10 protein-coding genes, 1 tRNA gene, 1 pseudogene and 1 riboswitch are annotated in these 12,478 nt (G+C 68.6%); of the genes and pseudogenes, 7 read left to right on the top strand and 5 right to left on the bottom strand.

The annotated features are described in order from the left end of the window. Positions 1 to 39: 39 nt before the first annotated feature. Positions 40 to 180: a hypothetical protein gene (locus tag Q9R14_RS15775; RefSeq protein ID WP_017505697.1), complete on the bottom strand. Its 141-nt coding sequence runs from the start codon at positions 178 to 180 to the stop codon at positions 40 to 42. Between the two features lie 187 nt (positions 181 to 367). Next, positions 368 to 484: riboswitch (SAM riboswitch) on the top strand. A gap of 75 nt (positions 485 to 559) precedes the next feature. Here Q9R14_RS15775 and Q9R14_RS15770 point away from each other — a divergent pair. The 5 genes and pseudogenes from Q9R14_RS15770 to galE all read left to right on the top strand — a co-directional run. Next, positions 560 to 1,612: a homoserine O-succinyltransferase gene (locus tag Q9R14_RS15770; protein WP_306002994.1), complete on the top strand. Its 1,053-nt coding sequence runs from the start codon at positions 560 to 562 to the stop codon at positions 1,610 to 1,612. Further along, the gene (metB, locus tag Q9R14_RS15765; RefSeq protein WP_306002993.1) at positions 1,609 to 2,787 is read left to right on the top strand and encodes a cystathionine gamma-synthase; all 1,179 of its coding nucleotides are present in this window, start codon (positions 1,609 to 1,611) and stop codon (positions 2,785 to 2,787) included. The genes Q9R14_RS15770 and metB overlap by 4 nt, the downstream gene beginning before the upstream one ends. Positions 2,788 to 2,839: 52 nt before the next feature. Next, positions 2,840 to 2,914 (top strand) — tRNA-Glu (locus Q9R14_RS15760). A 216-nt stretch (positions 2,915 to 3,130) separates the two neighbouring features. Further along, positions 3,131 to 3,397 carry a hypothetical protein gene (locus Q9R14_RS15755; RefSeq protein WP_039244738.1) on the top strand — a complete coding sequence of 89 codons (267 nt, stop codon included), beginning with the start codon at positions 3,131 to 3,133 and terminating at the stop codon, positions 3,395 to 3,397. A gap of 78 nt (positions 3,398 to 3,475) precedes the next feature. Then, positions 3,476 to 4,465, top strand: a pseudogene (galE, locus tag Q9R14_RS15750) (UDP-glucose 4-epimerase GalE); the annotation flags it as partial. Positions 4,466 to 4,475: 10 nt separating this feature from the next. Here the strand turns inward: galE and Q9R14_RS15745 are convergent. The 4 genes from Q9R14_RS15745 to Q9R14_RS15730 all read right to left on the bottom strand — a co-directional run bounded on the left by Q9R14_RS15745 (position 4,476) and on the right by Q9R14_RS15730 (position 9,930). Further along, on the bottom strand, positions 4,476 to 5,420 hold the full coding sequence (locus Q9R14_RS15745; RefSeq protein WP_306002992.1) for a hypothetical protein: 945 nt from the start codon (positions 5,418 to 5,420) through the stop codon (positions 4,476 to 4,478). A 4-nt stretch (positions 5,421 to 5,424) separates the two neighbouring features. After that, a complete protein-coding gene (carA, locus tag Q9R14_RS15740; protein WP_306002991.1) occupies positions 5,425 to 6,585 on the bottom strand; it encodes a glutamine-hydrolyzing carbamoyl-phosphate synthase small subunit in 1,161 nt (386 codons plus the stop codon). Positions 6,586 to 6,682: 97 nt separating this feature from the next. Beyond that, positions 6,683 to 8,920, bottom strand: coding sequence for a glycoside hydrolase family 3 N-terminal domain-containing protein (locus tag Q9R14_RS15735; RefSeq protein ID WP_295184522.1), 2,238 nt, complete (start codon positions 8,918 to 8,920; stop codon positions 6,683 to 6,685). A 230-nt stretch (positions 8,921 to 9,150) separates the two neighbouring features. Then, a complete protein-coding gene (locus Q9R14_RS15730) occupies positions 9,151 to 9,930 on the bottom strand; it encodes a ZIP family metal transporter (RefSeq protein WP_045809883.1) in 780 nt (259 codons plus the stop codon). Between the two features lie 67 nt (positions 9,931 to 9,997). On the opposite strand from Q9R14_RS15730, the gene proB reads away from it, so the two are divergent. Both proB and Q9R14_RS15720 read left to right on the top strand, forming a co-directional pair. After that, positions 9,998 to 11,155 (top strand): glutamate 5-kinase, encoded by a 1,158-nt coding sequence (gene proB, locus Q9R14_RS15725; protein ID WP_306002990.1) that lies wholly within the window; start codon positions 9,998 to 10,000, stop codon positions 11,153 to 11,155. Next, positions 11,152 to 12,414 (top strand): glutamate-5-semialdehyde dehydrogenase, encoded by a 1,263-nt coding sequence (locus Q9R14_RS15720; protein WP_306002989.1) that lies wholly within the window; start codon positions 11,152 to 11,154, stop codon positions 12,412 to 12,414. Before proB ends, Q9R14_RS15720 begins: the two co-directional genes overlap by 4 nt. Positions 12,415 to 12,478 lie beyond the last annotated feature (64 nt).

The following is a 12,478-nucleotide window of genomic DNA, read 5'->3' as shown; positions in this document are numbered from 1 at the left end:
GGCGGGGTTCGGGTTCTGCGGTTGCCGGGGTTCGGCGCGCTAAACTCGTCCCGCCCGTTCGGGCATGGTGGTGGTGCCGGTGGTACCGCCGATAATCGTGCCGCCGAGGATCATGCCGAAACGCGTCGCGGCGAGGCCGGCGACGGTCGAAACTTCGGCGATGAGCGAGCGCTGTTGCACAGGGCAGGTCCGGTTGAAATCTGATGCTAGGGTGATCGGACGACCCCCGCCCTGTCAAGTCGCCGTGGATGATTTTTTCACGACAAGGCACTTATGGTGCGTTTTCACCCCTGTGCAGTCGACACACGCCGTCAATGAGGTTGAATTTTTCGCTTGACCGGCGCCGCCCGGATCATCAACGTAAAGTCACTCATCAAGACCAGCCGAGGGATTAGGCCCTTTGACGCTGGGGCAACCATCGGGTCTCACAGCTCGAAACGGTGCCAACTCCTGCGGGGTCCTTCGGGGTCGCGAGAGATGAGTGGAGCATCGACAAGACGACGCTCCACGCTCTGTCACCGCATCGAGACTTGCTGAGCGAGAACGATGCGGAACGACGATGACACTGGCCGAAACCACCCTGCTCGAAGACCCCGACTGTCGCCGCGCGACAGCCATCACCCCTGACCGCGAACCGACGCGTGAGCGCGGCGGCGCCCGCGACGTCATCGTTCCCATTCCCGCCGACTTCCGCCTCGCCTCGGGCGAAAAGCTGAACCAGCCCAATATCGTCGGCCGCCTGCACGGCCGGATCGGCGCCCCCGTCGTCGTGGTCGCCGGCGGCATCTCGGCGGGACGCTTCGTCCACCGGACGGAGACCAACGGCCTGGGCTGGTGGTCTGGCGCCGTTTCGGTGCGCGGGCCTATCGACCTGAGCCGCCTGCAAGTTCTGGCCGTCGATTTCGCCCCCGGCGCCGAGTTTCTGGACAAGGCCGTCACCATCACCACCCAGGACCAGGCCCGCCTGCTGGCCCTGGTGCTGAACCACCTGAAGATCGAGCGCGTCGCCGCCTTCGTCGGCTGCTCGTACGGCGGCATGGTCGGCCTGGCCTTCGCCGAACTGTTCCCCGACTGGGCCGAGCAGCTGATCATCGTGTCGGCCGCCCACCGCGCCCATCCCCAGGCCACCGCCTGGCGCGGCATCCAGCGCCGCATCCTGCAGTTCGCCGTCGCCGCCGGCCGTCCCGAGGAAGGCGTCGCCCTGGCCCGCGAACTGGCCATGACCACCTATCGCACGGCCGAGGAGTTCGACGACCGCTTCGACACCACCGCGCCCGCGGCCGTCGGCGGCGCCTATCCCGTCTGCGACTATCTGACGGCACGGGGCCAGGCCTACCGCACCCACACCACCCCGGCCCGCTGGCTGTCGATGTCCGATTCCCTGGACCGCCACAGCGTGACGCCGGAAGCCATCACGACCCCCGTCACCCTGATCGGCTTTACCTCCGACCGGCTGGTGCCGATCGACGACATCCGCGAACTGGCCGCGCGGTTGCCGACCCTGTGGCGCTTCGTCGAGGCGCCCTCGCTCTATGGCCACGACGCCTTTCTGAAGGAGGACGCCTTCGTCGGCGACATCCTCCGCGCCGCCTTGAAGGACATCAAAGCATGACCCGTATCGCCAATCCGCACACCATCGCCGCCCGCACGGGCGTGGATACGGACACGGCCCACGGCGCGGTCATGCCGCCGCTGTATCTGTCATCCAACTATTCCTTCGCCGGCTTCGATCAGAAGCGGAAATACGACTACAGCCGTTCGGGCAATCCGACCCGCGATGTGCTGGCCGAGACCCTGACCGAGCTGGAGGGCGGCGCCGGCTGCGTCATCACCGCCACCGGCATGGCGGCGGTCGACCTGCCTTTGACCCTGCTGGAGCCGGGCGATCTGCTGATCGCGCCGCACGATTGTTACGGCGGCACCTGTCGCCTGCTGAACGCCCGCGCGAAGAAAGGACATTTCGAACTGCTGCTGGTCGATCAGGGCGATCCCGTCGCCTTCGAGGCCGCCCTAGCGCTGAAGCCCAAGCTGGTGCTGGTCGAGACCCCCTCCAATCCGCTGCTGCGTCTGGTCGATGTCGCCGACATCTGCACCCGCGCCCATGCGGCGGGCGCCAAGGTTGTCTGCGACAACACCTTCCTGTCGCCGGCGCTGCAGAACCCGATCAAGCTGGGCGCCGATTTCGTGGTCCACTCGACGACCAAGTTCATCAACGGCCATTCCGACGTGGTCGGCGGCGCCGTCATCTCGGCCGACGCCGAGGATCACCAGACCCTGGCCTGGTGGGCCAACTGCACCGGCGTGACCGGCTCGCCCTTCGACGCCTACCTGACCCTGCGCGGCGTGCGCACACTGTTCGCGCGCATCGAGCGGCAACAGGCCACGGCGGGCAAGATCGCCGAAAAGCTGACCGCCCACCCGGCGGTCAAGGCCGTCCACTATCCCGGCCTGAAGTCGCACCCCAACCACGCCCTGGTCGCGGCCCAGCAGGCCGGCCCCGGAGCCATGCTCAGCTTCGAACTGCAAGGCGGCACGGACGCCGTGCGCGATCTGGTCGAGACGCTGGAGATCTTCACCCTGGCGGAATCGCTGGGCGGCGTTGAAAGCCTGATCGCCCACCCGGCCACCATGACCCACGCCGCCATGACGCCGGAACAGCGCGCCACGGCCGGCATCGGCGATGGTTTGGTGCGCCTGTCGGTGGGTCTGGAGCATGTCGAGGATCTGATCGCCGACCTGTTCCCGGCGCTGGACGCCCTCGTGCCCGCAACCGCCGCGGCCGCGTAACTTTTTGCTTGCAGGAGGAGCCGAACCGGGGCAAATGCGCCGCCCCGGCCGCGGTCCCTTCGTCTATCGGTTAGGACGTCAGGTTTTCAACCTGAAAAGAGGGGTTCGACTCCCCTAGGGACTGCCACCGGCGGCGCCTTTGCAGCGCCCTTCCCGAACATCGTCGAGCGAACACTCCGATCCCGGATTAAGATTTTGGTAACCATTTTGTCCGGAAACGGGCAGTAAGTCTTTCGATTCACGGACTTTTTTCGGACGCACTCAGGAACTATCCACAGGGACTGTGGTTAACCCATCGTTAGCTCGGCGCAGAAGCGCCTCTCCCTCCTGCACCGAGATCACCATGTTTATCGCCATCGCCCGCCCGGCGGTGGAGCCCAAAGGCCCCGACGCCGTCGCCGTCCCCGGCTCTCCCGCCATTGCCGAACTGTCGCCCCGCGCCCTGCACGCGCGCCTTCTCCAGAACGCCGCCCTGCGCCGCCTGCGCGGACTGGAGCGCCGCAGAGAGCAGCGTCTCGAAGACGCCGACTACTGGCTGCATGCCGCACCGATCGCCGTCCGGAAAGCCAGCGCCCTGCGCGAAGAACGCAGTTTCTCGCCGATCCCCTGACAGTCGCTTCGCACCTCTGAATACCCATGGCGGTGATTTGGGGTTGATTTATCGACCCTCGGTATCCGACAAGTGCGGATGGGCGAAGTCGGATCGGCGCTGACATCTGCGAAGGCGATCCTGGTCACGGGCGGCGCGGGCTATATCGGCGCCCATGTGTGCGAGGCCCTGGCGGCTGCCGGCTATCGGCCCGTCACCTATGACAACCTGTCGACCGGCCGTCGCCGTTTCGTGCGCTGGGGGCCGCTGGTCGAGGGCGATGTCTGGGACGCCGACAAGGTGCGCCACACCCTGATCGCCCACGACATCTGCGCCGTCATGCATTTCGCCGGCTCGTCCGTGGTCCCGGAATCGGTGCGCGCGCCGCTGGACTACTACCGCAACAATGTCGGCGGTCTGTTCGGCCTGTTGGGCGGGATGCGTGCGGCGGGCGTGAACAAGCTGGTCTTTTCCAGCACCTGCGCCGTCTATGGCGATCCCGGCGGCGATCCGATCACCGAGGCGACGCCGCTGGCGCCCGTCACCCCCTATGGCCGCTCCAAACTGGGCTGCGAACAGATTCTGTCGGACGCCAGCGCCGCGCACGGGCTGAACGTTGTCGCGCTGCGTTATTTCAACGCCAGCGGCGCCTCGGCGTCAGGCCTGATCGGCGAAGATCGGCCGGTCGAGACCCATCTGATCCCGCGCGCTATGATGGCCTTGCGCGGCTGGATCGACGATTTCGCCGTTCATGGGACCGACTATCCGACGCCCGACGGCACAGCGGTGCGCGACTATGTCCACGTCTGCGACCTGGCCCAGGGCCATCTCGCCGCCTTGAGCCAACTGCTCGGCGATCGACGCGGCTTCTTCGCCTGTAATCTGGGGGCCAGCCGAGGCCATTCTGTGCGGCAGGTGCTGGACGCTATCGCGAGCCACAGCGGCCTTCGTGTGCCCGATGTGGCCGGAGCGCGCCGCGCAGGCGACCCGCCGCATCTTGTGTCAGACATCACTCTGGCGCGTCAGGCGCTGGGCTTTGCGCCACGCCAGTCGGACCTGGCCTCCATCGTCGCCAGCGCCTGGGCGTGGCACAGCCGGCTCAGCGCAGTTCGGGCATCCGGCGGCGCAGCGAGGCTTTCAGCTTTTCGAACTTCTGCCCCGCCGACTTGGGCCTTACCCGCCGACGCAGCTCCAGCCCGCCACCCCACAGCGCATGGACCGGCGCTTCAAGATGCGGATGGCGATCATGCTGATGGACGATGGGGCTGACGCTGGCGTCGGGATTGACGACCTTGCCGCCTTCGAACCTCAGTGTCTCGCCGGGCGTCAGGCCCAGGGTCGCCACGCGCCCGTAGTTGGGGCGCACGCTCATCGCCGTCAGACCCTGATGGATCGCCATGTTGAAGGCCGCCTGATCGGCGCCGAACGCCCCGCCGATCTCGGATCGCGGCGTCGCCGCCAGCGACAGGATCAGCCGGGAAAGGCGCGAGACCTCGGCGCGGGGCCCGACGATGGTGCCGACGCACAGACAGGCCTTGTCGGCCAGCCGCCGCGCCTGCGCCTCGCCGAACAGGGCGCGCAGATATTTCATGTTGAAGGCGTGATCGGCCAGCGGCGTCTCGGCCTCGACATAGGCCTCAAGGCTCTCGGGCGCCGGATCGAAGGGCGGCGCCTGGAAGATCACGTCGCGCACGTCGCAGGCCAGAGCGACGCCTGACCGATCGCCCAGAAGACCGGCGAAGGCCACGAACCGCTGCATCACCGGATGTGGCGCCCATCCGCGCCAGACCGGCGCATCGACGGCGGTCACCCGATGCTGGGCCAGAAAGGCGCGCAGAGCCGGTTCAGCGTCGACGACGAGGGCCACAGGACCCTCAAACACGGCCCGCAGCGACAGGACGAAGGGCGCGATATCGTCCGCGTCGTATCCGGTGGCGTAGCCGACGACGACATCGCCGTCCGGCAGGGGCGTAAACCGGCGAGCGACCTCGAACGCCTCGGCCAGCCAGTCCAGATAGTCCGACCGAACCGCCCCCTGTTTCATGGCGTCAGCGATCGCCCATCAGATCGGCGAACCGGTCGAACAGATAAAGGCTGTCGGTCGGCCCGGGCGAGGCCTCGGGGTGGTGTTGGACGCTGAAGATCGGCTTGTCCTTGACGGCGATGCCGCAATTGGTGCCGTCGAACAGGCTGACGTGGGTCTCGGTCACCGCGTCGGGCAGGCTGTCGCGATCGACGGTGAAGCCGTGGTTCATCGACACGATCTCGACCTTGCCGGTGGTCAGATCCTTGACCGGATGGTTGGCGCCGTGGTGGCCCTGATCCATCTTCACCGTCTTGGCGCCCAGGGCCAGGGCCAGCATCTGGTGGCCCAGGCAGATGCCCATCAACGGCTTGCCGCTGGCGACCAGCTTCTGGATTTCAGGCACGGCGTATTCGCCCGTCGCGGCCGGATCGCCCGGACCGTTCGACAGGACCACGCCGTCGGGATTGCGGGCCAGAACCTCTTCCGCCGTCGTCGTCGCCGGGACCACGGTGATGCGCGCGCCGGTCGAGGCCAGGGCGCGCAGGATGTTGCGCTTCACGCCGTAATCGATGACCACCACGTCCTTGCGGCCATCGGTCTTGGGGTGCCCTTCCGGCCAGTCCCACAGGCCCTCGTTCCATTCGAACGCCTGCAAGGTCGAGGCGGGCTTGGCCAGGTCCAGACCGACCAGCCCGGTCCAGCCCCTGGCCTGGGCGACTAGCGCCTCGAGGTCGAAGTTTCCGTCCGGGTCGTGGGCGATGACGGCGTGGGGCGCGCCCTTGTCGCGGATGATCTTGGTCAGGGCGCGGGTGTCGACGCCGGCCAGACCCACCACGCCGCGCCGCTTCATCCAGTCGTCAAAACTGGCGTCCGAGCGATAGTTGGCCGGATCGGTCGGAACGTCGCGGAAGATGGCGCCGCGCGCCGATGTGTCGGACCCGCCGCCCATCTGCTCGATGTCTTCGACATTGGTCCCCACATTGCCGACGTGCGGGAAGGTGAAGGCCAGGATCTGGCTCATATAGGACGGGTCGGTCAGGATTTCCTGATAGCCGGTCATGGCGGTGTTGAAGACCACCTCGCCCAGAGCCGAGCCGACGGCGCCCACGCCGACGCCCTGCAGGATCGTGCCGTCTGCGAGCGCGAGAACGCCGGTGGCGCCCGGAAGAATCTTCGTCGTCATGGGCGCGCTCCTAAAATCGAATCCGGCCGATACGAAGGCCGAAGGCAAACGGCGGCGTCGTTAAGCCCTGCCGCCTGCCCCGTCAACTTGGCGCGCGTCACCGCCCGTCGGTGATGGACGCCGGACCGATCAGCTGGAACGTCGCCTTCGCCCCGCCCTGGGCGTGCGGCGCCAGCCAGACGTCGAACAGACCGGGCTCGATGCGCCAGGTCTCGTCCGCGCCGATGAAGCCCAGTTGGCGGGCGTTCAGGGTGAAGGTCACCTTGGCGCTTTGCCCCGGTTTCAGCGACACGCGCTTGAAGTCCTTCAGCAATCGGCCCGGCTGGGTCAGGCTGGCGACCCGGTCGTGGATATAGAGCTGCACCAGCTCCTCGGCCGGATGCGACCCGGTGTTGGTCACGGTCACGGCCAGGTCCAGCGTGCCGGCCCAGGCCAGCTTGTCGCTCTCCATCTCGACCGGCCCATAGCTGATCGCGCCATAGGTCAGGCCGTAGCCGAAGGGATACAGCGCCGTATTGGTCGTCTCGCGATAGCGGGCCTTGTATTCCTCGCTCGCCAGATCGGGATTTGCCGGGCGGCCGGTGGTCTTGCGGTCGTAGGAATAGGGCTGCTGGCCCGACTTGTGCGGGAAGCTGACCGGCAGGCGCGCCGACGGGCCGTGATCGCCGAACAGGACGTCGGCGACGGCATGGCCCATCTGTTCGCCCAGGAACCAGGTCACGACGATGGCCTGGGCGTTCTTCACATTGCCTTCCAGCGCAAGCGCCCGGCCGTTCCTCAGCAGGATGACCATGGGCTTGCCCAGCGCCGCCATGGCGTCGACCAGGGCGACCTGCGGGGCGGGCACCACGATCTCGGTGCGCGACTGGGCCTCGCCCGACATGTTGGTCGCTTCGCCGATGGCCAGGACGATGACCTCGGCGTCGCGGGCGGCCGCGACGGCCTGTTCGATCCCGCCGTCCAGCGGCGTCTCGACGCCCGAACCGCGTGCGAGGGTCAGGTTCTGCGGATCGCTCATGGCCGCGCGGAAGCCTGCCTCCAGCGAAACGCGGCGCTCGGGCGCGCCCCAGATGGTCCACGGCCCCCAGACATTGTCCACGTCGTCGGCGAACGGGCCGACCAGGGCGATCTTCTGGCTCTTCTTCAGCGGCAGCAGGCCGTTGTCATTCTTCAGCAGCACGACCGACTTGCGGCCCGCCTCGCGCGACAGTTCGACGTGCTCGCGCGACCCGACCACCGCCTTTTCACGCACCGGATCGGTGCCGCGATAGGGGTCGTCGAACAGGCCCAGCGCCGCCTTGGTGTTCAGGACGCGGCGCACCGCCTCGTCCAGCCGCGCCATCGACACCTCGCCAGAGGCGACCAGGCTGGGCAGATGTTCCAGATACAGACCCGACACCATCGACACATCGACCCCGGCATTGAAGGCCAGGCGGGCGGCGTCGCGGCCGTCCTCGGCGAAGCCGTGGGCCACCAGCTCCTGCTCTGAGGTGTAGTCGGAGACGACGAAACCCTCGAAGCCCCATTCGCCGCGCAGGATGTCGGTCAGCAGCTTGCGGCTGCCCGACGCCGGCACGCCGTTGACGTCGTTGAAGGCGCTCATGATCGACAGGGCGCCGGCGTCCACCGAGGCCTTGAACGGCGGAAGGAAGACCCCGCGGAGCGTCTGCTCGCTCATGTCGGTGGTGTTGTATTCGACCCCGCCGACGGCGGCGGAATAGGCGGCCATGTGTTTGGCGGTGGCCAGGACCGCGTCACGGTCGTCCAGACCCTTTTCACCTTGGAAGCCGCGCACGCGGGCGGCGGCCAGCAGGTTGTTCAGCAGAACATCCTCGCCCGCGCCCTCGACGTTACGGCCCCAACGCTGGTCGCGCGCCACGTCCACCATGGGGGCGTAGGTCTGGTGAACGGCCGAGGCCGCCGTCTCGACCGCCGCGGCCCGCGCCGTGCGCCGCGCCAGTTCGGTGTCGAAGGCCGCCGCCTCGGCCAGGGGCACCGGGAAGATGGTCGACAGGCCGTGGATCACGTCCGCCGCGAACAGCAGCGGGATTTTCAGCCGGCTTTCCTCCATCGCGACGCGCTGGATGCGACGGCCCGCCTCGGCGCCGATGCCGTTGAACAGGCTGCCGACCTTGCCTTCGCGGATCAGGGCGGTGACGCGCGCGGGATCACCCGTGCCGTCCAGCGGGTTCACCGCCGTCGGCATCCAGCGGAACGGATCGGCCAGCAGGTTCAGCTGGCCCGCCTTCTCCTCGACCGTCATGGCCGCGATCAGATCCTCGATCTTCTGGCGGTGACGGGCGACGGTGCGGGACGCTTGGGCGGATACAGGCATGGGGAACACTCCGGCGCCCATCAGGGCCAAAAGCCCCAGGCCAGACAAGAAATTTCTACGGGAAGCCGCAGGCTTGAGAGGTCGCGTCATTTAGGCTGGCGCTCCTTTCGGGGGACAATCGAGCAGCGAAGCGAGAGGCCTAGCCTCTCGGCCCCGACGGCTTCAACCCCCGCCCGCCATGTAAATCGATGTAACGCCCCGCTGCGCGGTCACGCCGCGTTTCGCCCGCGTCATCCCAGGGCGATGTCCAGGAACATCATTCCGACCAGGCCGATCATCAGGCCGATCATCGACCCCTCGCCCTTGGACTTCTCGCGGGTCTCGGGAATGATCTCGGCGGTGACGACATAGATCATGGCTCCGGCCGCCAGGCCCAGCCCCCACGGCAGGGCGCCGGGCAAGAGATCGACCACGCTGGCGCCGATCAGGCCGCCGACCGGCTCGACCAGGCCCGAAGCCAGGGCCGCGGCGAACGCCGGCCAGCGGCCGTATCCCAGGGTCGCCATCGCCGCCGACACCGCCAGACCCTCGGGCATGTTCTGGATGCCGATGCCGAGCGCCGTGGACAGCCCTTGATGCATGTCGCCGCCGCCGAAGCTGACGCCCACCGCCGCGCCCTCGGGGAAGTTGTGCAGGGTGATGGCGATGATGAACAGCCAGATGCGCCGCGACAGGTCGCGCGATCCCGCCGGCCCGATGGCCAGCATGTCTACCGGCGCGAACCGGTTCATCAGTCCGATCACCGTCGCCCCGATCAGCACCGCCGCCCCCATGACGCCGGCCGCCGCCGCCTGGCTGGCCCCGCCCGCCTGCAGCACGTCCACGCCCGGAATGATAAGCGAGAAAAAGGAGGCCGCCAGCATGACCCCGGCGGCGAAACCCAGCAGCGCGCTCTGGGTCTGCACCCCCGCCTTGCGGAAAAACAGCAGCGGCACGGCGCCCACCGCCGTCATCATGCCCGCCGCCAGACTGCCCAGACCGCCTGCGGCGATGGGGGAAAGGGATTCCATCATCCGTCTGCATTGCGGCGAGACACGGCAAGAGACAAGCCCGAACCGTGGCGTTAGAGAAAGCTTCATGTCCCAGCGCGCCGCCCTCCCCGTCGGCCCGAACGCTGCGTCGGCGCTGGGCGCCGCCCGGCGGTTCGTGGTCAAGATCGGATCCTCCCTGCTGATCGACGCGGCCACGCGCCAGCCGACGCGCGACTGGCTGGCCGCCGTCGCCTCGGATCTGGCGGCGCTGAAGGCCGAGGGGCGCGAGGTCATCGTCGTCTCGTCCGGCTCGATCGCCCTGGGCCGGGGCCGGTTGCCCGCGCTGGGCGCACGGCTGGAGGACAAGCAGGCGGCGGCCTCGGTTGGACAGTCGCTGCTGATGGCCGCCTGGTCCGGGGCGCTGGACCCGCACGGCCTGATCGCGGGCCAGGTTCTGCTGACGCGCGACGACACCGAACGCCGCAGGCGGTGGCTGAATGCCCGCGCGACCGTCGAGGCCTTGTTGACCCACGGCGTCATACCCATCGTCAACGAGAACGACACGGTGGCGACCGAGGAAATCCGTTACGGCGACAACGACCGGCTGGCGGCGCGCACGGCCCAGCTGGCGCGAGCGGATCTGCTGATCCTGCTGTCGGACGTGGACGGCCTCTATACCGCCGATCCGCGCCGTGATCCGAACGCCGCCCATCTGCCCCTGATCGAGACGCTGAGCCCCGACATCCTGGCCATGGGCGGCGGCGCCAACGCCGAGGCCGGCGTCGGAACCGGCGGCATGGCGACCAAGCTGGCGGCGGCCCAGATCGCGCGCTCGGCCGGTTGCGCCACCATTATCGCCTCGGGCCAGACCCTGTCGCCGCTCAGCGCCATCCGCGGCGGCGCCCGCGCCACCCTGATCGCCGCCCCCGACGGGCCGATGGCCGCCTATAAGCAGTGGATCGCCGGCAGCCTGTCGCCAACCGGAACCCTGACGCTGGACGCCGGGGCCGTCACGGCGCTGAAGGCGGGCAAGAGCCTGCTGCCGGCCGGGGTCACGGCCGTCTCGGGAGGTTTTGAAAAGGGCGACTGCGTGCGTCTGATCGACCCGAACGGTCGCGCTGTCGGGGTGGGCCTGGCCGCCTACGCCGCCGACGAGGCCGCGCGCCTTCGCGGCCGCCGCTCGGACGAGATCGAGACCCTGCTGGGCTATCGCGGGGCCTCGGTGCTGATCCACCGCGACGACATGGTGCTGGACGACCGATGACCGACCTGAAGACCCGAATGCTCGACCTAGGCCAGCGCGCCCGCGCCGCCGCCGTGCTGTTGCGCGAAGCCCCCGCCGCCGCCCGCACCCGCGCGTTGGAAATCCTGTCGGCAAAGCTGACGGCCGCCGAACCCGCCCTGCTCGCCGCCAACGCGCGCGACGTGGAGGCCGCTCGCGCCAACGGCATGACCGAGGCCCTGATCGATCGGCTGTCGTTGAGCCCCGCCCGTATCGCCGGCATGGCCGAGGCGGTGGCGACCATCGCCGCCGTGCCCGATCCGCTGGGCGTCGAGACCGAACGCTGGACGCCCGCCAACGGCCTGGACATCGCCCGCGTCCGCACCCCCATCGGCGTGCTGGGCGTAATTTACGAAAGCCGGCCCAACGTCACCGCCGACGCCGCCGCCCTGTGCATCCGCTCGGGCAATGCCGCCATCCTGCGCTGCGGCTCGGACTGTCTGCAATCGTCGCTGGCCATCGCCGCCCTGATCGCCGAAGCCCTGGCCGAGGCCGGACTGCCCGCCGATGCGGTGCAGCTGGTCGACACCCCCGACCGCGAGGCCGTCGGTCTGATGCTGACCGGGCTGGACGGCGCCATCGACGTCATCGTCCCGCGCGGCGGCAAGAGCCTGGTTGCCCGCGTCCAGGCCGAGGCGCGAACGGCCGTGCTCAGCCATCTGGAAGGCCTGAACCACACCTATCTGCATGAGGCCGCCGATCTTGAGACCGCCCGCGCCATCGTCCTGAACGCCAAGATGCGCCGCGTCTCGGTCTGCGGCGCCACCGAGACCCTGCTGGTGGACCGGGCGGCGGCCCAGCTCCTGCTGCCCCCCGTCGCCGCCGACCTGATCGCCGCCGGCTGCGAACTGCGCGGCGACGCCGAGGCGCAAGCCCTTGTGCCCGGCATGACGCCCGCGACCGAGGCCGACTGGACCACCGAATATCTGGCCCCCATCCTCGCCGTCCGCGTCGTGGGCGATCTGGAGGCCGCGACCGACCACATCGCCCGCTACGGCTCGGGCCACACCGAGGCCATCGTCACAACCGACGCCGAAGCCGCCGAACGGTTCGCGGCCAAGATCGACAGCGCCATCGTCCTGATCAACGCCTCGACCCAGTTCGCCGACGGCGGCGAGTTCGGCTTCGGCGGCGAAATCGGCATCTCCACCAACCGCCTCCACGCACGCGGGCCGGTCGGCGCCGAGCAACTGACCACCTACAAATATGTGGTGCGCGGCCAGGGCCAGATCAGGCCCTGACCACGAGCGAAAGGCGGCTCGTTTCCGAGCCGCCTCCACACGCTTGCCGGCACGCCTCTCCCGA

The organism is Brevundimonas sp. C43, assembly GCF_030732185.1.
GTDB lineage: Bacteria > Pseudomonadota > Alphaproteobacteria > Caulobacterales > Caulobacteraceae > Brevundimonas > Brevundimonas diminuta_C.
Note: the sequence above shows the minus strand (reverse complement) of the source record. Positions and strands in the feature narration are given on the sequence as shown.